Source organism: Pseudomonas sp. 44 R 15, from assembly GCF_900004965.1.
In the GTDB taxonomy this organism is placed as follows: Bacteria; Pseudomonadota; Gammaproteobacteria; order Pseudomonadales; family Pseudomonadaceae; genus Aquipseudomonas; species Aquipseudomonas orientalis_A.
The window spans coordinates 76,386-101,570 of record NZ_CVTU01000088.1 but is presented as its reverse complement, the minus strand read 5'-3'; the positions used below and the strand labels follow the sequence as shown (position 1 = coordinate 101,570).

The 25,185-nt window shown below is 60.8% G+C and carries 23 protein-coding genes; 12 read left to right on the top strand and 11 right to left on the bottom strand.

Annotated elements, in window-relative coordinates:
• The first annotated feature begins 19 nt into the window (after positions 1–19).
• Both BFP93_RS27420 and BFP93_RS11700 read left to right on the top strand, forming a co-directional pair.
• A complete protein-coding gene (locus BFP93_RS27420) occupies positions 20–514 on the top strand; it encodes a hypothetical protein (protein WP_240998974.1) in 495 nt (164 codons plus the stop codon).
• Positions 515–582: 68 nt separating this feature from the next.
• Positions 583–1,398, top strand: coding sequence for a hypothetical protein (locus tag BFP93_RS11700; protein WP_065893228.1), 816 nt, complete (start codon positions 583–585; stop codon positions 1,396–1,398).
• Between the two features lie 82 nt (positions 1,399–1,480).
• On the opposite strand, the gene BFP93_RS11695 is transcribed toward BFP93_RS11700, so the two are convergent.
• Together BFP93_RS11695 and BFP93_RS11690 are read right to left on the bottom strand one after the other, a co-directional pair.
• Positions 1,481–2,029 (bottom strand): hypothetical protein, encoded by a 549-nt coding sequence (locus BFP93_RS11695; protein WP_065893226.1) that lies wholly within the window; start codon positions 2,027–2,029, stop codon positions 1,481–1,483.
• A 149-nt stretch (positions 2,030–2,178) separates the two neighbouring features.
• The gene (locus BFP93_RS11690) at positions 2,179–3,072 is read right to left on the bottom strand and encodes a LysR family transcriptional regulator (RefSeq protein WP_065893224.1); all 894 of its coding nucleotides are present in this window, start codon (positions 3,070–3,072) and stop codon (positions 2,179–2,181) included.
• A 94-nt stretch (positions 3,073–3,166) separates the two neighbouring features.
• Between BFP93_RS11690 and BFP93_RS11685 the strand changes: the two genes are divergently transcribed.
• The 5 genes from BFP93_RS11685 to BFP93_RS11665 all read left to right on the top strand — a co-directional run bounded on the left by BFP93_RS11685 (position 3,167) and on the right by BFP93_RS11665 (position 8,151).
• Positions 3,167–4,372: an MFS transporter gene (locus BFP93_RS11685; RefSeq protein WP_065887285.1), complete on the top strand. Its 1,206-nt coding sequence runs from the start codon at positions 3,167–3,169 to the stop codon at positions 4,370–4,372.
• Between the two features lie 16 nt (positions 4,373–4,388).
• Positions 4,389–4,775 (top strand): ester cyclase, encoded by a 387-nt coding sequence (locus BFP93_RS11680; protein ID WP_065893223.1) that lies wholly within the window; start codon positions 4,389–4,391, stop codon positions 4,773–4,775.
• Between the two features lie 69 nt (positions 4,776–4,844).
• Positions 4,845–5,327 (top strand): VOC family protein, encoded by a 483-nt coding sequence (locus BFP93_RS11675; RefSeq protein WP_065893221.1) that lies wholly within the window; start codon positions 4,845–4,847, stop codon positions 5,325–5,327.
• 284 nt (positions 5,328–5,611) lie between these two features.
• A complete protein-coding gene (locus BFP93_RS11670) occupies positions 5,612–6,988 on the top strand; it encodes a pyridoxal-phosphate dependent enzyme (RefSeq protein ID WP_065893220.1) in 1,377 nt (458 codons plus the stop codon).
• Complete coding sequence (locus BFP93_RS11665) at positions 6,985–8,151, top strand: cystathionine gamma-synthase (RefSeq protein WP_065893218.1); 1,167 nt, start codon at positions 6,985–6,987, stop codon at positions 8,149–8,151. Before BFP93_RS11670 ends, BFP93_RS11665 begins: the two co-directional genes overlap by 4 nt.
• Before the next feature lie 238 nt (positions 8,152–8,389).
• Here the strand turns inward: BFP93_RS11665 and BFP93_RS11660 are convergent, their stop codons facing one another.
• The 3 genes from BFP93_RS11660 to BFP93_RS11650 form a co-directional block, all read right to left on the bottom strand.
• The gene (locus BFP93_RS11660) at positions 8,390–10,588 is read right to left on the bottom strand and encodes an OsmC domain/YcaO domain-containing protein (protein WP_065893217.1); all 2,199 of its coding nucleotides are present in this window, start codon (positions 10,586–10,588) and stop codon (positions 8,390–8,392) included.
• A 144-nt stretch (positions 10,589–10,732) separates the two neighbouring features.
• Positions 10,733–14,215, bottom strand: coding sequence for an AAA domain-containing protein (locus BFP93_RS11655; protein WP_065893215.1), 3,483 nt, complete (start codon positions 14,213–14,215; stop codon positions 10,733–10,735).
• A gap of 141 nt (positions 14,216–14,356) precedes the next feature.
• Complete coding sequence (locus BFP93_RS11650) at positions 14,357–15,058, bottom strand: glutathione S-transferase (protein ID WP_065893214.1); 702 nt, start codon at positions 15,056–15,058, stop codon at positions 14,357–14,359.
• A gap of 141 nt (positions 15,059–15,199) precedes the next feature.
• Between BFP93_RS11650 and BFP93_RS11645 the strand changes: the two genes are divergently transcribed.
• Entirely contained in the window at positions 15,200–15,763 is a 564-nt protein-coding gene (locus tag BFP93_RS11645) for a TetR/AcrR family transcriptional regulator (protein WP_065893213.1), read from the top strand.
• Positions 15,764–15,801: 38 nt separating this feature from the next.
• On the opposite strand, the gene BFP93_RS11640 is transcribed toward BFP93_RS11645, so the two are convergent.
• Genes BFP93_RS11640 through BFP93_RS11630 form a run of 3 tightly spaced genes read right to left on the bottom strand, consistent with a single transcriptional unit; the run spans position 15,802 to position 18,123 of the window.
• Positions 15,802–16,578 carry a nucleotidyltransferase domain-containing protein gene (locus BFP93_RS11640; protein ID WP_065893212.1) on the bottom strand — a complete coding sequence of 259 codons (777 nt, stop codon included), beginning with the start codon at positions 16,576–16,578 and terminating at the stop codon, positions 15,802–15,804.
• A complete protein-coding gene (locus BFP93_RS11635) occupies positions 16,575–17,054 on the bottom strand; it encodes an AAA family ATPase (RefSeq protein ID WP_065893209.1) in 480 nt (159 codons plus the stop codon). The genes BFP93_RS11640 and BFP93_RS11635 overlap by 4 nt, the downstream gene beginning before the upstream one ends.
• Positions 17,055–17,094: 40 nt before the next feature.
• The gene (locus BFP93_RS11630) at positions 17,095–18,123 is read right to left on the bottom strand and encodes a UV damage endonuclease UvsE (RefSeq protein WP_065893207.1); all 1,029 of its coding nucleotides are present in this window, start codon (positions 18,121–18,123) and stop codon (positions 17,095–17,097) included.
• Between the two features lie 252 nt (positions 18,124–18,375).
• Here BFP93_RS11630 and BFP93_RS11625 point away from each other — a divergent pair, with 252 nt between their 5' ends.
• From BFP93_RS11625 to BFP93_RS11615, 3 genes are all read left to right on the top strand, one after another.
• Positions 18,376–18,699, top strand: a complete 324-nt coding sequence (locus BFP93_RS11625) for a hypothetical protein (RefSeq protein ID WP_065893205.1) — start codon at positions 18,376–18,378, stop codon at positions 18,697–18,699.
• A gap of 82 nt (positions 18,700–18,781) precedes the next feature.
• Positions 18,782–19,204 carry a DUF2231 domain-containing protein gene (locus BFP93_RS11620; RefSeq protein WP_065893202.1) on the top strand — a complete coding sequence of 141 codons (423 nt, stop codon included), beginning with the start codon at positions 18,782–18,784 and terminating at the stop codon, positions 19,202–19,204.
• Positions 19,201–20,493, top strand: a complete 1,293-nt coding sequence (locus tag BFP93_RS11615) for a PQQ-dependent sugar dehydrogenase (protein ID WP_065893201.1) — start codon at positions 19,201–19,203, stop codon at positions 20,491–20,493. Before BFP93_RS11620 ends, BFP93_RS11615 begins: the two co-directional genes overlap by 4 nt.
• Before the next feature lie 168 nt (positions 20,494–20,661).
• On the opposite strand, the gene BFP93_RS11610 is transcribed toward BFP93_RS11615, so the two are convergent.
• A complete protein-coding gene (locus BFP93_RS11610; RefSeq protein ID WP_065893199.1) occupies positions 20,662–21,570 on the bottom strand; it encodes a LysR substrate-binding domain-containing protein in 909 nt (302 codons plus the stop codon).
• A gap of 93 nt (positions 21,571–21,663) precedes the next feature.
• Between BFP93_RS11610 and BFP93_RS11605 the strand changes: the two genes are divergently transcribed.
• A complete protein-coding gene (locus BFP93_RS11605; RefSeq protein ID WP_065893198.1) occupies positions 21,664–22,632 on the top strand; it encodes a DMT family transporter in 969 nt (322 codons plus the stop codon).
• Here BFP93_RS11605 and BFP93_RS11600 read toward each other — a convergent pair.
• Both BFP93_RS11600 and BFP93_RS11595 read right to left on the bottom strand, forming a co-directional pair.
• On the bottom strand, positions 22,619–24,031 hold the full coding sequence (locus BFP93_RS11600) for an MFS transporter (protein WP_065893196.1): 1,413 nt from the start codon (positions 24,029–24,031) through the stop codon (positions 22,619–22,621). The genes BFP93_RS11605 and BFP93_RS11600 overlap by 14 nt on opposite strands.
• Positions 24,032–24,174: 143 nt before the next feature.
• On the bottom strand, positions 24,175–24,705 hold the full coding sequence (locus BFP93_RS11595; protein WP_065893195.1) for a GNAT family N-acetyltransferase: 531 nt from the start codon (positions 24,703–24,705) through the stop codon (positions 24,175–24,177).
• Positions 24,706–25,185: the final 480 nt, after the last annotated feature.

Below are 25,185 nucleotides of genomic sequence, written 5' to 3'. Positions count from 1 at the left end.
CCGTTATAGAGGTTGAGTCTTGCTGTCTTTTCTATACAAGACGACGCGCAAGGACAAGAGTCATAGTGATTATCAAATTAAAGGGATATTTATGAGATTCGCTAAACTGTTCGGGGCAGCAACTCTATTCGCCTCTATGATTGCATCTGCCCAAGCAGGAACAATCGTCACCGTAAAGGTGAAGAACTCTACGACCGGTCCAGCCGCGTACACTTTCGAGTACTTTTCAGGGAGTGTAGCGCCCACCCCAAGTACGATTCTGCCTTCTGCAACGACAACATTTGCCCTGACCAGTGTCGCGGATACGGTTTCAGGAATGCGATTCGTCTATACGTCAGGTAATAAGAAATGTCGTTTTGCAGCAAGCCACAAAGTCAATCCAACGACTAAAGCTCCTAGCTGGACTAAAATGGGCACTAGCGCTGGCTCCGATAACGCTACTTGCAACGCCACTATCACAGCAATTCAATCGGCGCCTCCCTATAACTACACTGTCGAATTTGAAATCAAATAATCCGACATTTGTATAGGCACCTAGCTGAAGATAGCTTTCGAGCTATCTTCAGCGCATGGAGTATCACCATGGATATTTCGATCAAATCGTATCAAGCCAGTACACAGGCAAAGGTTTCTACACAAGAGAAGCTTCCTTCGTCCAACCCTGTAAATTTACCTTCAGGGGATGCCCCCCCCAAGACGACGGAAACCATCACAATCTCCGATTCTGCACGGGCGCTTTACGCATTAAGTAACGCTGATAACAAACAAGCCTCTATGTCCAATAGGGATTTAAAAGGACAATATGCAAAAGCTCAGAGCGATGTGTACAATTTCGGGCAGCGGATTGCTGGCGGGAATCTTAATAATGAGGATCTACTTCCCAAAACAGACGACCCTGCCCGTTTGGCGTTAGGTCAGCAGTCACTGGATTACGCAATTGGGCTTTCTAAGCGCCCCCCCGAAAAACTTCCAAACCCATTTGAAGGTATGGCCCGAAACGGGCTAAGCAATATTGTTTATGATGATTCAGGAACCTATACGGATGCAGAACGATATGCCGCTTATGGGGAGCTTAGTAAGCAAGATGAAACCTATTTTTCCAAGTTGTATGCCAATATAACAAACGGCGGTGACAACAGTGAAATCTTCAAAGGCATCATGGACTATTTCGATGATCTTCCAGCGGTCGAGAAAGCGGCATACCCTGATGGCTTTAGGGACAGTATAAAAAGTCTTTACCAAGAGCAGTTAGGACAATCGGGGCCGCTCGCCCTGCTCAGGCAATCGACTGAAAATAACTCTGATAAATTCTCCCCGAGCTTCTTTAACAAGGAACAATCACCGGACCAGATGTTACAAGCGGTCTTGGAAAAAGCGATTGCTCTTTCGACGGTCTGACCAGTTCAAAGCAACCAACGCCCCAAAGCCCCTCAGCTGGCCAGAAGCCGCCCGTTACTGTAATGAGTACGGGCGTACTGAACTAAAAAACATCCATCGCTCTACAGAGCCCTGCCTTCTCAACCGTCTCGTTTTCCGGTTTCCCCGTTGCATTCAAGCGTTGCAACGCGACCAGGCACTGGCCGCTCTCCAACAGGATCAGCTCATAGTCCTCACCCACCTGCGGGGTGAAACGAAAGCTTTGCCGGCAACTATAGGAATAGCCGCCGGAGGCGTAGCCTTCACTCTGGAAGTTCATCGCGAAAGGTTTGCCCGCCGGCACTTTCAACTCGGTACGCGCCAGCGCTTGCCCTTCCACTCGGCGGTTGCTCTCGGGCATGCCCAGGCTGCGACCATTATTTTGATCGGCAAAGCCGGATTCGGACACGGCCATCACCCCGGCGCCGGGAACGCGCCAGTCGATGCAGTCGCGGCCCGGCACGCCACGCGCCATGCCATTGGTGATGATACGCAAGCGCGCGGTATCACCTGAGGCGGGTTCAACATAGGCCGTGGAGTAAGCACGGATGTTGGAAATATTGCCGCAGCCGCTCATGGCTAAGGCCAGGCCTGCGATCAGAAACGTTCTCATGAAAATCCCTTTTTTATGGTTCAACGGCAGTGATATGGACTTTCACTGCGCAGTTCTTCGCCGGCCCTGGCGTCACGAATGATCACCGTAGCCCCCGGCCTTACCGACATATACCAACTATCCGCTAAGCGATACAGCCAGGGATATCGTCACCCCCCATGCCGCTCCACCAAAAAATCCACAAACGCCCTCACCCGCGCCGGCATCGCCGTGCCGCCCACAAACACCGCATGAATCGGCTCCACATCCCCCGGGTTATAAGCCTCCAGCAACGGTACCAGGTCGCCGCGTTCAAGATCCTGCGCCACGCTGAACGTCCCTACCCGCGCAATTCCCGCCCCCAGCTTCGCCAATTGCGCCAAGGCCTCGCCGCTGTTCCCTTCAATCGTTCCCGCCACCTTCAGCGAAAACTCCCGCCCGTCCATGCGAAACGGCCAGTCGGGAGCCGCCCGACGGAAGTTGAAGCGCAGGCAGTTGTGTTCAAGTAGATCATGCGGTGTCACCGGGGTGCCGTGCCGGGCCAGGTAGTCCGGGGAAGCGACGATGACTTCGCCGGTTGAGCCGATGTGCCGGGCGGTCAAGGGGCTGTCGGGGAGTGGGCCGAAGCGGATGGCCACGTCTGCCTGGCCGCTGAGGATGTCCACCACTTCATCGCCGAGCATCAGGTCGACCACGATGGCGGGATAGCGGGAGCTGAAGGCGGCGATCAGTGGGACGATGGTCATGCGGCCATGGGCCAGTGCTGCGCTGACTCGCAGGCGGCCGCGTGGGGTGCCCTGGTCGGTGATGGCGTCTTCGACTTCGGCCATGTCCGCGAGGATGCGCCGGGCGCCGCGCAGGTAGGCTTCGCCTTCGGCGGTGAAGGTGATGGCGCGGGTGGTGCGCAGCAGTAGCCGGGTGCCGATGCGCTGTTCGGTGCGGGTGATGATGCGGCTGATGGACGAAGGCGTCAGCCCCAGGGCGCGCGCCGCGCCGGACAGGCTGCCGTGTTCGGCGACCAGGGTGAACACTTCCATCTCGCCGGAGCGGCCGCCCATGTCCATTTTTGCCTCCTGCGCAAAGGTGTAGTTCCCCATCGAGGGCTACTGCTTTAAAAGCCTGGATTGTAGCATTCGGCACACAGATGAGGAGTCACCCATGCGTATCAATCCACCCCTTGTAGCGTTGTCCGTCGGTGCCTTTGGCATCGGGGTCACAGAGTTTGCACCCATGGGCATGTTGCCCGGTATTGCCGCCGATCTTGGCGTTTCCATTCCCGCCGCCGGGCTGTTGGTGAGTGCCTACGCCATGGGCGTGTTGATTGGCGCCCCGATCATGACGCTGGCGACGGCCAGGGTGCCGCGCCGCTATCTGCTGATCGGGCTGATGGCGATTTTCACCTTGGGTAATTTGCTGTCGGCGCTGGCGACCAATTACCAGACCTTGATGATTGCCAGGCTGGTGACGTCGCTCAATCACGGAGCGTTCTTCGGCATTGGCGCGATCGTGGCGGCGAGTGTGGTAGCGCCGGAAAAACGCGCGGGTGCGGTCGCGGCGATGTTTCTGGGGCTGACCCTGGCCACCATCGGGGGCGTGCCGCTGGCGACCTGGTTTGGTGAGAACTTTGGCTGGCGCACGGCATTCTGGGGCATCAGCGGGCTGGGTGCGGTGGTGATGGCGGCGCTATGGTGGGCATTGCCGAATGCGCCCGCGCCGAAAGGCGGCAGCCTGATGGCGGAGATTCGTGTGCTGGGTCGCGGGCCGGTGCTGGCCGCATTGGCGCTGACGGTGGTGGGCTCCAGTGCAATGTTTACGGTATTCACTTACATCGCGCCGATTTTGCGGGATGTCACCCACGCATCGACTAACTTCGTCACTGGCATGCTCGTGCTGTTCGGTATCGGGCTGACCCTGGGCAACGTGTGGGGCGGCAAGTCTGCGGACCGCTCGGTGGACCGCACGCTCATCACATCGCTGGTGGTGCTGATCGCCGTGCTGCTGGCTTTCTCGGTGCTGATGCAATGGCCGCTGCCTGCCGCACTGTCGATCCTGCTGTGGGGCGCCGCCAGTTTTGCCCTGGTGCCGCCGTTGCAGATGCGCGTGATGGAAGCGGCTAAAGCTGCACCCAACCTGGCCTCGGCAATGAATATCGGTGCGTTCAACTTCGGCAACGCGATTGGCGCGGCAGTGGGTGGCGCGGTGATCAACGCCGGGCTCGGCTATCCGGCCATTTCCCTGGCCGGTGCGTTGATGGCAGGGCTGGGTTTGCTGATGGTGCTGGGGTTGGGCTGGCGTTCGCGGCGTAAGGGTTCACGCACTTGCGCAGGCATCCATTTGCCGACGATAGTGGATGAGCGCGTTTAACCGAAGAGAGTAGCCCATGACCCGCGACCCACTCGCCCGCTTCTACAAACGCTATATCGATTGTCTGAATCGCCAGGATTGGCAGCACCTGGGTGATTTTGTCCACCCCGATGTCACCTACAACGCAAGCCCGGTCGGCCTGGACGGTTACCGGGCGATGCTGGAGCGAGACTTCCGGGAAATTCCCGACCTGGTGTTCCGCATTCAGTTGCTGGTTGCCGACCCGCCGACGGTCGCCAGTCGGCTGAACTTTCGGGTCAGCCCCAGGGGTGAATTTTTCGGGCTGCCGATCAATGGCAAGACGGTGGTGTTCGACGAGAACGTGTTCTATGAATGCGTCGACGGGAAATTCGCTCGCGTCTGGTCGGTGATTGACAAGGCCGCGATCGCTGAGCAGTTGTGAAGGGAACGCGCGCCGACAAGGCGGGACCATGGTCTAGACTTCACACGCCTATCAACCCGGGAGTCTGCAATGAACAACAAAAATACCATCTGCCTCTGGTACAACGGCGATGCGTTGGAGGCGGCAAACTTCTACGCCCAAACGTTTCCGAATAGCGAGGTGAAGGCGGTGCACCTTGCACCCGGCGACTACCCAGCCGGCAAACAGGGCGATGTTCTGACGGTGGATTTCACGGTTCTGGGGACCCCCTGCGTAGGCCTCAATGGCGGCCCGATATTCAAGCACAGTGAAGCGTTTTCCTTTCAGGTGTCGACGGATGACCAGGAGGAAACTGACCGGTTGTGGCATGCCATCATCGACAACGGTGGGCAGGCAAGCGCGTGCGGTTGGTGCAAGGACAAGTGGGGGTTGTCGTGGCAGATCTCGCCGCGGGTGCTGGTCGATGCGGTCGCCAGTAAAGACCCGGGCGTCGCCAAGCGTGCGTTCGAGGCGATGATGACCATGACCAAAATTGACATTGCCGCCATCGAAGCGGCCATTGCCAGGCGCTGATTTTTGTGGGAGCGCTCGAGCTTTAGCGAGGCCGCGATGGCGGTGGGTCAGGTAACCTAAATGCCAGCAGTGCCGCCGCCATCGCGGCCTCGCTAAAGCTCGTGCGCTCCCACAGTTGATCTGCATCGCAATCGCGATTTTGCGCTGCCCCATCGCCCATGCGCCAAAAAAAGTCATGCATCGGACCGCTCGGTTGCGGGCCTGGCGATAGCGGCCTATGTTTCAAGCCATGCTGTGATTTGCTGTGCCCCGCCCTGTGCCCATCCCGCAACCCAGGTGACGACATGCCTACCCTCTCCCGCCCCGCCGTACTTGAACTGATTGGTAACACGCCGCTGGTCAAGGTCAGCCGCTTCGACACCGGCCCCTGCACGCTGTTTCTCAAGCTTGAATCGCAAAACCCCGGTGGTTCCATCAAGGACCGTATCGGCCTGGCCATGATCGACGCCGCCGAGCGCGACGGTCGCCTGCTCCCTGGCGGCACCATTATCGAAGCCACCGCCGGCAACACCGGCCTGGGCCTGGCGCTGGTCGGTCGGGCCAAGGGCTATCGGGTGGTGCTGGTGGTGTCGGACAAGATGTCCACGGAAAAAGTGCTGCACCTCAAGGCCATGGGCGCCGAGGTGCATATCACCCGCTCCGATGTGGGCAAGGGGCATCCCGAGTATTACCAGGACGTGGCCGCGCGCCTGGCCAAGGATATTCCGGGTTCGTTCTTTGCCGACCAGTTCAACAACCCGGCCAACCCGCTGGCCCATGAAACCAGCACCGCACCGGAGATCTGGGCGCAGACCCAGCATGATGTCGATGCGATTGTGGTGGGCGTCGGCTCGGCCGGCACCCTCACCGGCCTGACCCGCTTTTTTAAGCGCGTGCAGCCCGAACTGGCCATGGTGCTCGCCGACCCGGTGGGTTCGGTGATGGCCGAGTACAGCCGCAGCGGTCGGCTTGAAACTCCTGGTTCCTGGGCCGTGGAAGGCATCGGTGAGGATTTCATTCCGTCGATTGCCGACCTGTCCAGCGTGCGCCACGCCTACTCCATCAGCGATGAAGAAAGCTTCGACCATGCCCGCCAACTGCTCAAGGCCGAAGGCATCCTTGGCGGTTCGTCCACCGGCACCCTGCTCGCCGCCGCGCTGCGCTATTGCCGCGAGCAAACCGAGCCCAAGCGCGTGGTGACGTTCGTGTGCGACACCGGCACGCGCTACCTGTCCAAGGTCTACAACGACCAATGGATGAACGACGCCGGGCTGTTGCAGTACAAGCACTACGGCGACCTGCGCGACCTGATCGCCCGCCGTTTCGAAGATGGCCGGGTGATCAGCGTCAGCCCCGACGACACCCTGCTCACCGCCTTCCAGCGCATGCGCCTGGCGGATGTCTCGCAACTGCCGGTATTGATCGACGGCAAGCAACTGGCGGGCGTTATCGATGAATCCGACCTGCTGCTGGGCCTGCATCAGGACGCCACGCACTTTTCCATGAGCGTGGCCAGCGCCATGACCCGCACCCCGCACACCCTGGCCCCCGGCGCCAGCTTGGCCGAACTGCAGGCGGAACTGGATCGCGGCCTGGTCGCAATCATTGCCGACGCCTCGGGCTTCCATGGCCTGATCACCCGCGTCGACCTGCTCAACCATTTACGGAGATCCCTTGCATGAGCCAGTCCGATAAAAGCGCGTTTGCCACCCGTGTGATCCATGCCGGACAGTCCCCCGACCCGACCACGGGCGCGCTGATGCCGCCGATCTATGCCAACTCCACCTACCTGCAAGACAGCCCTGGCGTGCACAAAGGCTTTGACTACGGGCGCTCCCACAACCCCACGCGCTTTGCGCTGGAGCGTTGCGTGGCCGACCTTGAAGGCGGCACTCAGGCCTTCGCGTTTGCCTCCGGGCTGGCGGCGATTTCCACGGTGCTGGAGTTGCTCGATGCCGGTGCGCATATCGTTTCCGGCAATGACCTGTATGGAGGCACCTTCCGCCTGTTCGACAAGGTGCGCCAGCGCAGTGCCGGGCACAGGTTCAGCTACGTAGACTTGAGTGACGTGTCGGCCTTCGAAGCGGCGCTGCAAGACGACACGCGCATGGTCTGGGTCGAAACGCCGAGCAACCCGCTGCTCAGCCTCACCGACCTCAGCGCCATTGCCCGCGTGTGCCGTGCGCGCGGCATTCTGTGTGTGGCCGACAACACCTTCGCCAGCCCGTGGATCCAGCGCCCACTGGAGCTGGGGTGCGATATCGTCGTGCACTCCACCACCAAGTACCTGAACGGCCACTCGGATGTGATCGGCGGCATCGCCGTTGTTGGCGATAACCCGGAATTGGCCGAACGCCTGGGCTTTCTGCAAAATTCGGTGGGCGCCATCGCCGGGCCCTTCGATGCATTCCTGACCCTGCGCGGCGTGAAAACTCTGGCCCTGCGCATGGAGCGCCATTGCAGCAACGCGCTGGAACTGGCGACCTGGCTGGAACAGCAGCCGCAGGTGGCGCGGGTGTACTACCCAGGCCTTGAATCCCACCCGCAGCACGAGTTGGCCAAACGGCAGATGCGCGGGTTTGGCGGGATGATTTCGGTGGACCTGAACAGCGACCTGGCGGGCGCCACACGCTTTCTGGAAAACGTAAAAATCTTCGCCCTGGCCGAGAGCCTGGGTGGCGTGGAAAGCCTGATCGAACACCCGGCGATCATGACCCACGCGAGCATCCCGGCGGCAACGCGGGCGCAGTTGGGGATTGGGGATGGGTTGGTGCGCTTGTCGGTGGGGGTTGAAGATGTAGAGGATTTGCGCGCAGATCTGGCCCAAGCCCTGACACACATCTAACCTCAAACACCAATCAAACTGTGGGAGGGGGCTTGCCCCCTCCCACACGGGTTGTGCTAATCAACTGAGGTTAGGCGGCGCAGGCAAATCTGGCCCCAGGCCCTGGCAAACATCTAACCTCAAACACCAATCAAACTGTGGGAGGGGGCTTGCCCCCGATGGCGGTATGTCAGCCAGCTTATTGGCCACTGACCCACCGTTATCGGGAGCAAGCCCCCTCCCACATTGGTTGTGCTAATCAGGCCTGGGTGATGTTGGCCCGTGCGCTGTGCAGTTTCTTGTAGCTGTCGATCAAGCGCAAATGCCGGTCCAGCCCTTCCAGCTTCGTGCTGGTCGGTGTCAGCCCGTAGAAGCGCACACTGCCCTCGACCGAGCCGATCACTGCGTCCATGCGCTCATTGCCGAACATGCGCCGGAAGTTGGCTTCGTAGTCGGCCAGCTCCAGGTCGTCGTCCAGTTCCATTTCCAGCACCGCATTCATCGCCTGGTAGAACAGCCCACGCTCGACGGTGTTGTCGTTGTACTGCAGGAACATTTCCACGCACTCCTTGGCCTCTTCGTACTGCTTCAAGGCCAGGAAGATCAGCAGTTTCAGTTCCAGAATGGTCAGTTGCCCCCACGCGGTGTTGTCGTCGAACTCGATGCCGATCAGGGTGGTGATATCGGTGTAGTCGTCCAGCTCGCTTTCGATCAGGCGCTCGACCAAGGCCTGCAACGCGTCCTCATCAAGGCGGTGCAGGTTGAGGATGTCTTCGCGGAAAAACAGCGCCTTGTTGGTGTTGTCCCAGATCAGGTCGTCCACCGGGTAGATTTCCGAATAATCCGGCACCAGGATGCGGCAGGCGGTGGCGCCCAGGTGTTGGTAAACCGCCATGTACGACTCTTTGCCCATGCCTTCCAGGATACCGAACAGCGTCGCGGCCTCCTGGGCATTGGAGTCTTCGCCGTGGCCGGAGAAGTCCCACTCGACGAATTCGTAGTCCGACCGGGCGCTGAAGAAGCGCCACGACACCACACCGCTGGAGTCGATAAAGTGCTCGACGAAGTTGTTCGGCTCGGTGACCGCCTGGCCTTCGAAGGTCGGCTGCGGCAAGTCGTTCAGGCCTTCGAAGCTGCGGCCTTGCAGCAGTTCGGTGAGGCTGCGCTCCAGCGCCACTTCAAAGCTTGGGTGCGCGCCGAACGAGGCGAATACACCGCCGGTGCGCGGGTTCATCAGGGTCACGCACATCACCGGAAATTCACCGCCCAGGGACGCATCCTTGACCAGCACCGGGAAGCCCTGGGCCTCCAGGCCTTCAATACCGGCAAGGATGCCAGGGTATTTGGCCAACACGTCGGCGGGTACGTCCGGCAGGGCAAATTCGCCTTCGATGATTTCGCGCTTCACCGCCCGCTCGAAAATCTCCGACAGGCACTGCACCTGGGCTTCGGCCAAGGTGTTGCCGGCGCTCATGCCGTTGCTCAGGTAGAGGTTTTCGATCAGGTTGGAGGGGAAATACACCACCTCGCCATCGGACTGACGCACGAACGGCAGCGAGACAATGCCCCGCGCTTCGTTACCCGAGTTGGTGTCGAACAGGTGCGAACCGCGCAGCTCGCCTTCGCGGTCGTAGACCTTGCGGCAGTAGGCGTCAAGGATCTCACTCGGCAGCTCGTCGTTCGGACCCGGCTGGAACCAGCGCTCATCCGGGTAATGCACGAACGGTGCATTGGCCAGCTCTTCGCCCCAGAACTGATCGTTGTAGAAGAAGTTACAGTTGAGCCGCTCGATAAACTCGCCCAGTGCCGACGCCAGCGCGCCCTCCTTCGTCGCGCCCTTGCCGTTGGTAAAACACATCGGCGAGTGGGCATCGCGCACATGCAGCGACCAGACGTTGGGCACGATGTTGCGCCACGAGGCGATCTCGATCTTCATGCCCAGGCCCGCCAGGATCGCCGACATATTGGCGATGGTCTGCTCCAGCGGCAGGTCCTTGCCTGCGATGTAGGTGCCCGCCTCCGACGTCGAGTTGGGCATCAACAGCGCCTGGGCGTCGGCGTCGAGGTTGTCCACTTGCTCGATCACAAACTCAGGCCCGGCCTGCACTACTTTTTTCACGGTGCAACGGTCGATGGAACGCAGGATGCCTTGACGGTCCTTGTCGGAAATGTCCGCCGGCAGCTCGATCTGGATCTTGAAGATCTGGTTGTAGCGGTTTTCCGGGTCGACGATGTTGTTCTGCGACAGGCGAATATTGTCCGTGGGGATATTGCGCGTGGCGCAGTACAGCTTCACGAAGTACGCCGCACACAACGCCGACGAAGCCAGGAAATAATCGAATGGCCCCGGCGCCGAACCGTCGCCCTTGTAGCGAATCGGCTGGTCGGCAATCACCGTGAAATCATCGAACTTGGCTTCAAGCCGAAGGTTGTCGAGAAAGTTGACCTTAATTTCCATGCGGGCACACCAGAATAACGGGCTAAACAAAATGGCCGCTATTATGAAGATTTTCGCCGGGAAGTCGCAGGGTTTTGCGCTTGGGCTGCTGATCGGTAGCGCTATGCCAACAGCCTGTGGCCGCTGGCATAGCGTTGCGCGGGACTAGGGCTGGCTTGAGCTCAGGCGTTGCGCCAGGCTCTTGCGGTTGATCGCCAGCTCGCTGCTGACGTCCGGCCCGTGGTAGACCATTGACGTTTCATGGTGCACAAAATCGCCCGAGCGTGCAGCGCTCAGCCAGTTGAATGAGCCGACACACAGCAGTTCCTCATCGGCCATTACCAGCTTGCTGTGTACCTTGTTAACCACGTGCACCTGCACGGCATGGTTTTTCAGCGCTGCGATTGCATCCTGAAAGTAAGCGGCCTTGGCCGGTTTACCTTCGGTGTTGAAGCGCAGGTCAGTGTAGACCGTCACCGGCACGCCTCGCTGCACGGTGTCGCCCATCGCGTCCAAGGCACCGCTTTCGCGCATCCCGCGCAACTTGACCCACGGCGTGACAATCTGCACCTGCTGACGCGCAGTTTCCAGGGTTCGCAACAGGAACCGATCATGCTCGGCAAACTCATGCAGGTGGCTCAAGCCGGTGCGCACCGTGAGCAAATCCGCCCGGGGTTGGAAGTCGAACGTGAGCTCATTTTCCGGGCTGTTCAGCAGGTACTGCGCCAGACGTCCACGGGGTTTGCTGGCGGGTATCTGGCTGAACAGGTCCATGTCGCCGAACACCAGGAAACTGTCTTTGGCGCGGGAAACGGCCACGTTCAACATGCTGGCGCGGCGGTCGATAAAAGGCCCGTCGGCATGCTTGGAGTACACAGCGGAAAAAATCACCACTGGCCGTTCGGCGCCCTGGAAGGAGTGCACGGTGCCCACTGTGAGTTCGCCGTCGCCTTTGCCGGTACGAATACCCAGCGCGCTGCACGCGTCAGTAATGGCCTGGGTCTGGGCACCAAATGGGGTAATCACCCCGAGGATTTCCCAGAGTTCCTTGCCGTAGCGCTCAGTGAGTGGCTGTTCATGGGCCTTGATCCAGGCGGCGATGGTCTGGGCTTCCAGCAGGTTATGGCGGCTGCCGCCCTGCTTTTGCTGACAGATCCCGTCGATATGCAGGTACCCCAGCCCCGGCAGCCCGCCGTCGGGTTTGGCGCCGCGCCGTGGTTGCAGCTTGCCCTTGTAGCAGAGCGCGTTGCAGTAATCGATGATCGAGTCATAACACCGGCGGTGTTCGTACAGGTAAAGGCCGCGCGCCAGGTCGCGGTCGTAGTGATAGCGGCTGGTGGACTGTGCAATCGCCATGACGCTGCCACTGGCGGCGCTGCGTCCACTGTCACAAAAGGCCTCGTACTCATCGTCCACGCGGCTGCGCGACAGCAGGCCGGTGGCGAGCAGATTACCGATATCCACCGCCGGCGGCACCGACCAGATGGGCTCGATCTGCTGCGTGTCGCCAATCACCAGCGCTTGCCGCGCGAGGGCGAACGACGGCGCCGCCACCTCGGGCAGCACCTGGCCGGCTTCGTCTACGATCAGCAGGTCGATGAAATTCAGCGCGTAATCGTCGACATAACCATTGCCGTCATGGCGCTTGCACGACAGCTCTGCGGGCAGCCGGTAGAACGTCGCGACGACGCAAGGCGTGAGCTTCATCCAGCGGCGCCAGTTTTTTTCCAACGTCTTGCGCCCGGTTTTGTTGCGGCTCTTGAGAATCAGCGGCAGCTCGTCGATGACTTCCAACAGCCACCGCCCTTCCCAGTAATGCGTGGTCAACAGGAAGGTCTCGAAGCGCAACGAGGTGTCCGCCCAGCGATCGCAGTCTTCCAGGGTCACCTGGGCGGCGGGCTTGCCGGCCGCCTGGGGTAACCGGCCAATCACCGTCTGCCAGTTCAACAGTTCACGCTGTTCGCCGCGCAGCAGTTGCTCCACACGCTCACGCTGGGTTTCGAGGGTTTTCAGGCTTTGTGCGTGATGCGCCACAGCGGCCGTCAACCGGCGCTCGATGTCATGCACATCGGTGGCCTCCTGCAACTGTACGTCAGCCTCGTCGATGTGCAGTTTGGCCAGACGCAGGCGCTTGGCGGCAATCGGGCCGAACCAACCGAACAGCGTATACACCAGCGACTCATGGGCCAGGTAATGCCTGAAATCTTTCAGACGTGCCTTGGCATTGGTCAGCCGCTCCGAATGTGCCCGCAGTTGAGCGTCTAGACCCGCGACCGCCGCCTGTGGATCATCGCCCAGCACGGCCTTGAGGGCGTCGCGCGCCACCCGCAATCGGGCCCATCCCTGCTCGATATCACTGAGCTGCTGCAAACGCAGGCGAACCCTGGCCTGAAGCGCGTCTACGGTGCTCTTGAGCGTGGGCTGTGACTGTCCTGGAAAAGCGATGGCGGCGCGCTCCAGATAAGCCTGCTGCGCTTTATCGACGTAGGCCTGCGTCTCCAGCGCCAGGTAAAAGCTCTTGGTCTGGTAGGTGCGGGCCATCTCCGCTTCCGCCGAGGCCGTCGGAAAGTAGGCGCCAAAGCTGCTGATATCGGGAAGCCAGCGCCCTGCAAAGGGGCCAGTGCCTTCGGAGAAGTCCTTACCGAACGCCTTGATGATGTTGGTGACCGCCTGGTTGTTCGTCGAACTGGCGACAATCACCGGCGGCTCGCCGCCCTCGGCGGCGGCCCTGGCCCAGAGCGACGCGACCACGGACAACAGCAGCGTGGTCTTGCCAGTGCCCGGCGGCCCGTTGACCGCGAGGATATCCCCGGTGTTACCCACCAGCAGGTGCGCGAGACTGTCGCGTTGGGCCGGCGCCAGCGCGTATTCGTCACCGGCATGCCCGCCTCGTCCGGTGAACAGGCCATTGGCCGGCAGGCAGGGTTCATCGGGCGTGGGTTCACGTTGTGCAAAGCGCTCGAACAACGGCGCCTCGGGTTTGGCGAGGCGCAGGTGATCGTATAGCGCAACGATATTGCGACTGAAACCGTCCGCCTTCTGCTCCTTGAACACGTAGCAAAAGCTGGCCGGATCGAAACCGTCGTCTGCGCCATTCCAGGCGTTGCACACCGTTTGGAACATCGTCTTGCAGTAGCGCAGGTAGGTGAGCCATTTGTCGCGATATTCGTCCTGCTGCACCTCTGTGCCGGGGGCCGGCACTTCGAATCGGGGTGCGTCTTGCGCGGTTAAAAACCTGTCCAGGTCAGGTTGAGCGCCAATGGTGAAATTGTCGCGGTCCAACGGTTCCAGGATGTCGCGGGGTACCAGCGTGGGACCGGTCGGATAGATCAGCCCGTCGCGGGTGACCGACACTCGACAAATGATCGGTGTGATAAAGGCCGGCAGCCCTCTGCGCGCCATGCGGTGTTCCTGGCGCGAGGCATACACAAACGGGCGCAGCGTGATATCCACGTGGAGCCGTTGCGCCGGTTCGTCGGCGAACAGGAGTTCCACCTGCTCAGCCGGCAGACAACCGGCGGCCAGGGCGGCCAAAGGTATGACCGCGTAGGTTTTGACATGGCTGGGGGACAAGGCACCGTTGCCGTTTTCCGCGTCGGCCAACGAGTTTCGCCAGTAGTTGGCAAGCTTCAGAGAGTAGTCGTTCATCGTCCTGATTCGGTGCAGACCGTGACTCACTGTTACGGTCGGTGGTTGGGGAGGTCAAACCCGAGGGTAGCGGTTCCGTGTGCGGATGGGCAATCACCTGTGTCCTACGACGCTTGCCTGGTATCAGGCGTGTCCGCCGTTTCAGTTCTGCAGATCGCCCTCCTGCACCATCGCTCGCCAGACCTTGACGCTGGCGCGCTCGTTCATCGTCGCGTGCCAGGCATGCAGCGCTTCACATTCCGCAGGCACGGCCAGCTTGACCAACGCCGCGAAGATCAGGCCGCCCAGCAGGGCAATGTCGGCCATCGAAAACGCCTCGCCCGCCACGAACGGCCGGGTCTTGAGGATGGCGTCGAAGTGGCGCATGCCCCTTACCGCCTTGTCACGCATACGCTCGCCCCATTCCGCGTTCTGGTACAGCTCAACCTCAGGCCCCAGCCCCGGTGTGGCGTGGTGAAAGTAGACGCTGACCGCATCCATCACTTCAATTTCCGCACGCCGCGTCATCATATGGATGAGGCCTTGCTCCTTGGGCGTGCTGCCGGTGAGCAGCGGGTTGCCGTCCAGTACGTCGAGGTATTGGGTGATGGCTGTGCACTCAGCGATCAAAGTCCCGTCCTGCAACGCCAGTACCGGCAAGGTTCCGGAGTAGTTCAAAGCGAGGAAAGCCGGCTGCTTGTGCTTGCCTTCCCACAGATTAATAGAGACGAATTCGGTGTGTGCGAGCAGCCCTTTTTCGGCCAGGGCGATTCGAACACGCGCCGGATAAGGCCCGTTATACCAATCGTAGATTTTAAGCACGGGGTCTTGGGCGCTCGTGGACTGTGTTTGCTGAGAAGTCATGGTTTATCTGCCTACCTGTCAAGTGGTAGGTAAAGATTGCGAGCTTTATCCGTAGCTGTCAACCTCTACCTGTCAGTTGGCAGGTAAAATAATTTGCGCGTAGAATCGACCCCCTGTCGCCAACCCACGAGGACTCAATACGTGAGCGAGAACGCCCGGGAAGCCATTCTGGAAGCCGCCAAAATCGCCGCGCAGCATTTCGGCTACAGCGGCATCAACTTTCGCAGCATCGGCGAAACGGTGGGGATCAAGAACGCCAGTATCTATTACCACTTCCCCAGCAAAGCCGAGCTTGGCGCGGCGGTAGCCAAACGCTATTGGGAAGACACCGCCGGCGTGCTCGAAGCCATCCACCGCGAAACCCCTGACCCGCGCGACAGCCTGCGGCGCTATCCGAGCATTTTTCGGACCTCACTCGAAAACGGCAACCGGCTGTGCCTGTCCAGCTTTATGGCGGCCGAGTACCAGGACTTGCCCGAGCCGGTCAAAAAAGAAATCGTCGCGTTCGCCGATATCAACGTAGCGTGGCTCGCCGCACGCCTCATTGAGCTGGAACTGGGCGACACAGAAACCTGCCAGCGCCGCGCCCGCGCGATCTACACGGCTGTCGCCGGCGCGCAATTGATTGCGCGCACACGTGCGGATATCGGTTTGTTTGATGAACTGGTCGAGAGCTATCAGGAGGCGGGGTTGCTGCCGGTGTGACGACCAATCGGCGGCCTGCCTTGCGCTCGGGTATAGGTTTATTCCGACTGCGACGCCATCCACTCAACAAAAGCGTCAAGACGCTGCAAAAATGCCGCGCACTCGGCGCTCGGGTTTCTGGCCTCAAAGAGAAAATACGCGATTTGCGCGACCCTGGTGGGATAACGCTGGGTGAACATCGCTACATGCTCCTCCAGCGTTTGCGGCCACATCAGTGCGTCGGGTGAACGCAGCGTATGCGTGGAGCGGATCAACTTGCGTGCGGCTTCGCGCTGCAAGTGCAGGCGCTGCGGTGGGTTCGCGGCCTGCAGGATAGACGCGCGATAGCGGGACAACACCTGCGCAAAATCACCGTTGAGCGCCAGGGCGATGTCTCGGCTTGGCCGGAATGGCTCGAACCGCAATCCGAGGTCATCGCCCCACACACATCGGCAATGGTGCTTGATCCAGAAGCCCCAGCGATTGTGGTTTTCCGGCGCCAATACCTGCGCGCGATGGCCGATGTCGAAATCGATTTTGCTGATACAGGAATGCCGCTGTTCCAGTGCCAGCCGCGCCCGTTCGAGTTGTTCAAGCACCGCTGCCTGGGGTGGATCACGCAGGACCAGGGTGAGATCGAGGTCGGACGCTTCGGCATTGGCATCACCCCGGGCGACACTGCCGTACAGGTAGATACCCTCCAGGCCGAATGCAGGCTGTGAAAGCGTCGCCAACACATCCTTCAATAAAGGCTCGAACTCGGGCTGCACAGGGACGGCATCGACGGTGACAATGTGGCCCTCGACGTCAACACCGATAGGACATTCAGCGCTCACGGCCGATGCACCTCAATCACCAACCCCTCCTCCTCACTCGGCACGCAAAAGTGGCGGGTAATCAGGTCGAACTCGGCGTCGGTCGCGGCAAAATCATGCTCGCCGCGGGCGTTGCGTGCGTGCAGCCGCGCACGACAGGTGGCGTCATCCAGTTCCAGGTAATGCAGGCAATGCGCTGCCTGGGCGGCCTGCGCCAGGCTGAGCAGCCATTCGCGATTGGCCAGGGTGTTGGCCGGAAAATCCAGCACCACGTTGACGCCGGACGCCAGCAGATCAATCACCAGCGGCCCCACCACACCGCGAATCTGCCGGGCACAGGTCAGGTAATCGGCAATCGTCTGGATCTGGCCGGGATACAGCGTCGCGAGCCAGTGGTCTTCGCTGAGCAGGACAGCGGCGTGATCGGTGGCAAGACGTCCGGCAAGGGTGGATTTGCCGGACGCGATCTTGCCGCAGAGCAGGTGCAGGGTAGCCATGGGACGGTTCCTTTTGTCAGGCCGTGAAGCATGCCATGGTTCACGCCGATTGGCTCTGCCAATACCCATGGAACGCCAGGGCCGCGACGTTCTTGTCCTTGGCTTCGAGCATGATGTCAAAGCGATCCAGAAACTGCAGCGCGTAGTCGTTAGTCCAGCGGTTCCACATTTGCGCGCTGTGACCGTAGAGGTCGCGCTTGGAAACCACCTTCAACAAGGCGGACATTTCCAGTTTGTGCTCGGCGTCAAACCCGAGGGCCTGCAGGCTTTCCTGGGGCTGGGAGTAATGCAGGGTCGGCCGCACGCCGCGCCAGCTGTCGATGACCCTGGCGACGCGGGGCGAGTGCGGGTCGATGTACTCGTCCTCGTTGATCCAGCAATGGTGAATATCCAGTACCACCGGCGCCAGGTCGGCGACTTGCAGACAATGGTCCAGGCCGTAAGTCTTTTCATCGTTCTCGAAAGTGATGCAGTTGCGCGCCACTTCGGACAGGCGCGACCACACCGCGCGGGTACCCGCCACCCCCAGCCGGCCGGCGATATGCACGTTGCATTTGAGGTCCTGGAAGCGGCGGCCGTAACCCATCATGCGGATCATGTCGGCGTGGTATTCGAACTCGGCCAGGCTGTTTTCCACCACGCCGGGGTTTTCCGAGCCCAGCACGCAATACTGGCCGGGATGGAACGACAGGCGGATATCCGAGGCCCGCGCCAGCTCGCCGATGGAGGCAAAGCCGTCCTGCAACTGGCGCGCGATGGCAGGGTCCTGATACACAGCCGCGACTTTCGGGTGGCTGTAGAACGGCAACAGGTCACTGCTCAGGCGCAGCATGCGCAAGGTCGGCGGCAGTTCGGCGACGTAGGCCAGCAGACGCAATTGGGCGGCGAGATTGTGCGTGACCACCTCGACCAGTTTATCGCGGGCCACCTGCGGTTCGACGCCGTCCATCCAGCGCAAGGTGGTGGTACGCGGGTTGAACGGGCCTTCGATTGCCTTCAGGGCGCTGGCGGACGGGAGTCGTTCGGGATGCCTGTATTGGCATGCAAAGCCGATGCGGGGGTGGGTCATGGGAGCGCCTGGTGATATGCCATCGGGAAGATTATAGAGGCTTAGGCGATGCAGGCCGCCAAGGGTTCATTCGGTCAATCCGGTTGAATCCTGCGTGCGCAGCGGGGTCACCTATTGCACGACAACATTGAAACGACGACGTTATGGAGGTGGTTATGAACCTTGCAATGACACTCTTCAGCCTGTTCGCCGGTTGGCTGGCGATTGTGATGTCGATGATGTGGGGCGTGCTGCGGGTGCTGCGCTGGCACCATGATTGACACCCCGGATGGCCGCTATTTCGTGCTCAAGGGCCGACTCTGGCGGCGCACCAACCCGGCGCTGGATGAACCCACACGCCAGCGCTGGGTGGATGCGTTGATGGATGCACGGCGTGCCGTCAAGGCGGCCAAGGCCTCTGGCGACACACAGCAGTTGAAGCAGGCCCGCGAGCAGGTACAGCGCGCGAAGGTCGCGCTCGGTGAGCGCGGGCCGGTGTGGTGGACGGATGGCAGCCCGGATTTCAACCGCTATAACGTGGTGAACACACCCTACGCCGACTGGTTCGATAAACATTCGGACACGAACCCTCAGTGAACTTTCTCACACGCAGCAAGCTCCTTTCCTATGCAAAGCCATCGCCACCAGGCCCGTCGAACGATAAGGAGCTGCATCGCCCATGACCACCCTCCCCACCTATCGCTGCACACCAGGCCCGCTGCATGCGACATTGCTCGCCGGCAGCGTGCCGCTGTTCCTGGGCGCCCTGCTCAGTGACATTGCCTATGGCCAGACTTACCAGATTCAATGGGCCAACTTCGCCTCATGGCTGATCGCCGGTGCGTTGGTCTTCAGTGGATTTGCCCTGTTGTTCGCCCTGGTCAATCTGCTGCGCGCCGAACGCAAGGCGGGTCGTCCTGCCGCTTACTTCGTGTTGCTGCTGGCCGCGTGGCTGTTGGGACTGATCAACGCTTTCCAGCACGCCAAGGATGCCTACGCCATGATGCCGACCGGCCTGGTGCTGTCGGCAGTCGTCACCCTGCTGGCGATGCTGGCGACATGGATCGGCCTGACTAACCTGCGCTCGGGAGCTGCCCAATGAAAACCACCCGCACATTGACCCTGTTAAGCGCAGCGTTGTTGCTGAGCGCCTGCGGCGGCGAAGGCGACAAGACCCAGGCCCACGGCCCCGATCCCAAGCTGCCGGCGCAACAAAGCAGCCTGCTGCCAAGCATGAAGATCGCCGAGCCGGTCGCCTGGGGCGATCAGAAGCCCAAGGTGCCAGAGGGTTACAGCATCACCGCCATCGCCACCGACCTGGCCATCCCGCGCCAGACCCTGGTCCTGCCCAACGGCGATATCCTCGTCGCCGAAGGCCGTGGCGGCAGCGCGGCCAAGCTCAAGCCCAAGGACGTGATCGCCAGCCTGATCAAGGCCGAGGGCAATACCAAGGTCAAGAGCGGCAACCGCATCACCCTGTTGCGCGACGCTGACGGCGACGGCACCTACGAACTCAAGACAGTGTTCGCCGATAACCTCAATGCGCCCTACGGCCTGGCGTACGCCGATGGCAAACTGTACGTGGCCAACCAGGATGCGCTGGTGCGCTTCGACTACGCCGACGGCCAGACCAAGGCCAGCGGCGCTCCGACCAAAGTCACCGACCTGCCGGCGCAAATCAATCATCACTGGACCAAATCCCTGGCCGTGAGCGCGGACGGACGCCAGCTCTACGTCGGGATCGGCTCCAACAGCAACATCACCGAGCGCGGCATGGAAGTGGAAATCGACCGGGCGATGGTCTGGCAGATCGACGCCGCCACTGGTGCGCACAGGCCCTACGCAACCGGCCTGCGCAACCCCACGGCCCTGACTATCCAGCCCGGCTCGGGGCAGTTGTGGACCGTGGTCAACGAACGCGATGAATTGGGCCCGGACCTGGTGCCGGACTACCTCAGTTCGGTACGCGAAGGCGCTTTCTACGGCTGGCCCTACAGCTACTGGGGCCAGAATGTGGACCCGCGTGCGCAACCGCAGAACCCGGCCAAGGTCGCCTCGGCGATCAAACCGGATTACAGCCTGGGTTCCCACGTCGCCGCGCTCGGCGTGGATTTCTCCATCCCGGCCATGGGCGAAAAATTCGCCGACGGCGTATTCGTTGGCGAACACGGCAGTTGGAACCGTGACAATCCGGTGGGCTACAAAGTGATTTTCGTACCCTTCAGCAACGGCAAACCGGCCGGCGAGCCTGTCGACTTCGCCACCGGCTTTCGCGGTGACGACGGCAAAACCCGTGGGCGTCCGGTGGGCGTGACAGTCGATCCGAAAGGCGCGCTGATCATTGCCGATGATTTGGCCAACACGGTGTGGCGTGTTACGCGCAATCAATAACCGGGACTTTAAGGCTCTTTGTAGGAGCGAGCTTGCTCGCGAAGAACGTCGACGATAACGCGTATTTTCTGGATGAACGCGGTGCCTGTGAGTTTTTCGCGAGCAAGCTCGCTCCTACAGAGGACGGTGTACGCTTAACTGACTGACAGGGGCCATCGCGCACCCCTGTCAGCCGTCACTCTGCAACTGCGCCTCGAGCCAGGCCAGCAATGCCACCACCTCATCCCGATTACCTGCCCCTTGCTGCCTGTACACCGAAATAGCCTCTGGCAAAAACACGCTTTCGGCACAGGGCCTGATCAATGCCCCACTTTCAATCAACCTGCTTGCGGTACGACGCCAGCCCATGGCCATACCGTGCCCTTCCACGGCGGCCTGCAACATCAGCGGGTAGCTGTCGAACGTGACGCCGCGCGCATCACGGGCCAATGACTGACCGAACGCCTTCAGCCACTCATCCCACTCCATCAGGTGCGGAGGTTCGCTGCTGTGGTGCAAAAACGTGCAGGTCGCCAATTCAGGCAGCGCCAGCGGTTGTTCCGGGCACAGGTAAGCGGGACTGCACACCGGGAAAACCTCGTCGCAGGCGGTAAACATCAGCGCATGGGCGCCACTGGCGCGCCGGGTACTTTGCAGGGCGACATCGAAAGGGTCATTGAACTGCGTGATCGGCCGCGTGCACGTCACCACCTGGATTTCAATCTGCGGATATTGCTGGTGGAATGTCGCCAGGCGCGGCATCAACCAATAAAACGCCTCGCACAACTGGCACAGCAGCACCACCCGATTGCGCTGCGGGGACGCCCTCAGGCTGGCCGCTCCCTCACTGATGCTTTGCAACGCAAGGCTGACCACCCGCCCCAACTCACGCCCCTCCCGAGTCAGGAACACCGCACGGTTGCGTCGATAAAACAGCTTCACCCCCAGATTATCTTCCAGCCCGCGTATCTGCCGGCTGACAGCGGCCTGGGTGATGTGCAACTCATCGGCCGCCCGGGAAAAACTCTCCAGGCGCGCTGCGGCTTCAAACGGCAACAGACTGGCAAGAGGCGGTAGGGTTTTTCCAAGTAGATTCATAATCTCAGGTTATGTATTCAGGACCGAGAACTCGTTTGTAGCACACCCGCGTGGCTGGGCACCATGGACCCCATCACTTCATGGACCCGCCTGATGCGCACTTCCCACACCTCTGTAGTCGCCGGCGTGATATTCGCCATCATCGCCACGCTCGGCTGGGCGCTGAATTTCATTGCGCCCTATGTCACGGGCGCGTACAGCGTCTACGACCTGATGAGCGTGCGCTTCCTGATGGCCGGCGGATTGGGCGTAGCCGGGGTAATCCTGTGCCGCGCGCAACTGCCTGCGCTGAGCCCCGGCCAATGCCTGCTCGCGGCAGTGCTGGGCGCATGGGGCTGCCTGGGTTATGGCGTATGCATCGCTGCCGGCGTGATACTCGGCGGCCCGGTGTTGACGCCGGCTTTTGTTGGAATGGTACCGGTGCTGCTGGCGCTGATCGGCAATGCCGGCCATAAGACCCTGCGCTGGCGCCTATTGGTGATGCCATTGAGCTGTATCACGCTGGGGCTGTTGCTGACCAATATCAGCAGCCTCCACCAGGCCTCGCTAAGCCCCCAATCCTGGCTGGCCGGGCTGTTTTTTTCCTTGGGCGCGGTAGCCTTATGGTTGGGCTTCAGCGTGATCAACCAGAAGCAGATGGCGCACCTGCCTGCCCACGTGACAGGCCTGTGGACCGCCCTGATGCTGACGGGCGCCGGTGCCGCAGCGCTGTTCATCCTCCCGTGGACATACGCGACAGGCCTGTTGCGGTTGCCAACCCTTGGCGCCGGCTGGAGCCAGGCATGGGCGCTGTATGCCTGGAGCCTGGTGATTGCCGTGATGTCCACCGTCGTCGGTGCCTGGGCCTGGAATGCGGCGACGCGGCGCCTGCCCATGGTACTCAGCGGCCAATTGATTGCCCTTGAGTCCTTGTTCGCCACGCTGCTCGGGCTCTGGTTTCATCAGCGTTGGCCAACCCCCATGGAAACGGCAGGGCTGGCCGCAGTGCTGGTCGGTGTCGTGATGTCAGTTCGGATCATTCTGGCCGATGCTACGTTTCAAGGCAGCGCTACAGATCAGTGATTTCCTTGTGGCGCGGCACCAGCGCCTTCATCACGCTCCACGCCACCAGGTACGCCAGGGCACAGATTGCGAACATGATCATGTAGCCGGTGTGGATGTCATTGACGGACTTGTAGTAGTCAAAGACCCAGCCGCCGATCTTGGTCATCACCACGCCGCCCAGGCCGCCGGCCATGCCGCCGATACCGACCACCGACGCGACGGTCTTCTGCGGGAACATGTCCGACACCGTGGTGAAAATATTGCACGACCACGCCTGGTGCGCCGAGGCCCCCACGCCGATCAGCAAGACCGGAACCCAGAAGCTGATGTAGCCCAGCGGTTGCGCCAGCAACACCACCAGCGGGAACAGCGCGATCACCAGCATGGCTTTCATGCGGCCGTCATACGGCGCATCGCCCCGCGCCATGAAATAGCTGGGAAACCAGCCGCCACCGATACTGCCGACCATGGTCATGCTGTACAGCACGGCCAGGGGCATCACGATATCGGCGCCCTTCATGCCGTACTGCGCCGACAGGAACGTGGGCAGCCAGAACAGGAAGAACCACCACACACCGTCGGTCATGAACTTGCCGAAGGCAAAGGCCCAAGTCTGACGATAGGTCAGCAACTTGAACCATGAGACTTTTTTTGCGGTTGCGCCCGCAGGGCCCGTAGGGGTTGGCGCCAAGGGTTGTGCGGCCTGATCACTGCGAATGTAGGCCAATTCTGCGGCCGACAGACGCTTTTGCTGCTCCGGTTTTTCGTACACGGTGGCCCAGACCGCCACCCACACAAAACCCAGCATGCCGATGACCATGAAAGCCGCTTCCCAACCCCACATGCCGGCTATCAAGGGCACACAGATCGGCGCCAGGATCGCGCCCACGTTGGCCCCCGAGTTGAAGATGCCGGTGGCAAAAGAGCGTTCTTTCTTGGGGAAGTACTCGGCCGTGGCCTTGATCGCGATGGGAAAGTTGCCCGCCTCACCAATCGCCAGCACCGCGCGTGACAGCATGAAACCGGCAATCGACACCGGAATCACCGCCAGGCCGATGGCCGTGCTGACGGCCGCAATGCCCTCGCCCATCTGCACCGAGAACGCATGCATGATCGCGCCGGTGGACCAGATAACGATCGCCACGATGTAAGCGGCCTTGGTGCCGATCCTGTCGACAAAGCGCCCGGCGAACAGCATGGAAATCGCGTAGACAAACTGGAACACCGCCGCGATGTTGGCGTAATCGGTATTGCTCCAGCCAAATTGCGTCGACAACTGCGGCGCCAGCAGGCTGAGCACCTGACGGTCGAGGTAGTTGACGGTCGTGGCAAAAAACAGCATCGCGCAGATCGTCCAGCGATAGCTGCCGACCGCCTGGCCAACACGATGGGCACTGATGGGCTCGTTCAGATTCATGGCATCACTTTTTTATTTTTGTTAGGCAGGACATATGCAACGTCATATGTCGTCGTACAACCATGACTTTTATATCGGTACGCTCTGACAGTGTCAATCTCAAAGATTGCTGTCAGCCAGGCTCTACCGGGGCTGAAAGAACTTCAGGCAGTTACAGTTGTAGGATGACAAATGCGCATTACCAGACTAGGGGCTTGGCCGGGCACGTCGTCCAGCAGACCGAATGGCTGCATGCCGATTTTTTTCAAAACCCGGATAGACGCCGCGTGATCGGGTCTTACCAGTCCGAACACTTCTGGCACACTCAGTGTATCGAACGCCAGCGCCAGGGCATCGCGTCCGACCTCGGTGGCATAGCCCTGCCCCCAGGCTTGCACGGCAAATCGATAACCGAGGTTGATGCGCCGCACGGTCAGATAGTCGAGCGGTGCAATGCCGCCGAAACCGATGATCTGCTCGGGGCTCTCGCGCCGCGCAATCGCCCACCAGCCGTAGCCCTCGCAGGACCACTGCTCGATCCATCGGCCCAGCAGGCGCCGGGCGTCCTCGATACCGGCCATAGGGCCGGCAGGATTGAACAGGTTGGTCCGGGGATCGCCGAAGATGGCGAATAACTGTTCCAGGTCTTCTGGAACAGGTGCGCGGTAGACGAGGCGTGACGAGTTGTCTGGCATCAGATGGCTCCACTGGGGTAAAAACTAATGGCTCACAAACCCACCCAGCATAGGCATAGGCATTTACACAACTCTGTAGCCCCCAACCGTAACTACGATGCGCAGCGAGCCGCTCTTGATCTTGACCTGCTTTTGATCTTGATCTCAGGCGCCCCGTTAAACCACGCTGGCCCACCGAGCCTAGGCGAGGTGCCGAGTGGTGGGGCATGAGCGTTTTGCTTACTTTTGCGCTTTTCAAAAGTGAGCCGCCGTCAGGGCGGAACCCTAAGTGGCCGTGACCGCAGAGAGGGATATGTACTCGGTCCAATCCAACATTCTGGTCGGCCCTGAGGCCGTCATCGGGGGCAAGCCCCCTCCCACATTTGCACCGGAATCGACACAAGATACCGGTCGGCTCTAAGGCCGCCGCGCTTTTGCTTTTGATCTCAGGCGCCCCGTTAAACCACGCTGGCCGAACGCAGGCTTGAATCCGTGGGTAAC

Coding starts and splice junctions, on each gene's coding strand:
- BFP93_RS11700 (WP_065893228.1), top strand. CDS start 583: ATGGATATTTCGATCAAATCGTATCAAGCCAGTACACAGGCAAAGGTT.
- BFP93_RS11695 (WP_065893226.1), bottom strand. CDS start 2,029: ATGAGAACGTTTCTGATCGCAGGCCTGGCCTTAGCCATGAGCGGCTGC.
- BFP93_RS11690 (WP_065893224.1), bottom strand. CDS start 3,072: ATGGACATGGGCGGCCGCTCCGGCGAGATGGAAGTGTTCACCCTGGTC.
- BFP93_RS11685 (WP_065887285.1), top strand. CDS start 3,167: ATGCGTATCAATCCACCCCTTGTAGCGTTGTCCGTCGGTGCCTTTGGC.
- BFP93_RS11680 (WP_065893223.1), top strand. CDS start 4,389: ATGACCCGCGACCCACTCGCCCGCTTCTACAAACGCTATATCGATTGT.
- BFP93_RS11675 (WP_065893221.1), top strand. CDS start 4,845: ATGAACAACAAAAATACCATCTGCCTCTGGTACAACGGCGATGCGTTG.
- BFP93_RS11670 (WP_065893220.1), top strand. CDS start 5,612: ATGCCTACCCTCTCCCGCCCCGCCGTACTTGAACTGATTGGTAACACG.
- BFP93_RS11665 (WP_065893218.1), top strand. CDS start 6,985: ATGAGCCAGTCCGATAAAAGCGCGTTTGCCACCCGTGTGATCCATGCC.
- BFP93_RS11660 (WP_065893217.1), bottom strand. CDS start 10,588: ATGGAAATTAAGGTCAACTTTCTCGACAACCTTCGGCTTGAAGCCAAG.
- BFP93_RS11655 (WP_065893215.1), bottom strand. CDS start 14,215: ATGAACGACTACTCTCTGAAGCTTGCCAACTACTGGCGAAACTCGTTG.
- BFP93_RS11650 (WP_065893214.1), bottom strand. CDS start 15,058: ATGACTTCTCAGCAAACACAGTCCACGAGCGCCCAAGACCCCGTGCTT.
- BFP93_RS11635 (WP_065893209.1), bottom strand. CDS start 17,054: ATGGCTACCCTGCACCTGCTCTGCGGCAAGATCGCGTCCGGCAAATCC.
- BFP93_RS11630 (WP_065893207.1), bottom strand. CDS start 18,123: ATGACCCACCCCCGCATCGGCTTTGCATGCCAATACAGGCATCCCGAA.
- BFP93_RS11625 (WP_065893205.1), top strand. CDS start 18,376: ATGATTGACACCCCGGATGGCCGCTATTTCGTGCTCAAGGGCCGACTC.
- BFP93_RS11620 (WP_065893202.1), top strand. CDS start 18,782: ATGACCACCCTCCCCACCTATCGCTGCACACCAGGCCCGCTGCATGCG.
- BFP93_RS11615 (WP_065893201.1), top strand. CDS start 19,201: ATGAAAACCACCCGCACATTGACCCTGTTAAGCGCAGCGTTGTTGCTG.
- BFP93_RS11610 (WP_065893199.1), bottom strand. CDS start 21,570: ATGAATCTACTTGGAAAAACCCTACCGCCTCTTGCCAGTCTGTTGCCG.
- BFP93_RS11605 (WP_065893198.1), top strand. CDS start 21,664: ATGCGCACTTCCCACACCTCTGTAGTCGCCGGCGTGATATTCGCCATC.
- BFP93_RS11600 (WP_065893196.1), bottom strand. CDS start 24,031: ATGAATCTGAACGAGCCCATCAGTGCCCATCGTGTTGGCCAGGCGGTC.
- BFP93_RS11595 (WP_065893195.1), bottom strand. CDS start 24,705: ATGCCAGACAACTCGTCACGCCTCGTCTACCGCGCACCTGTTCCAGAA.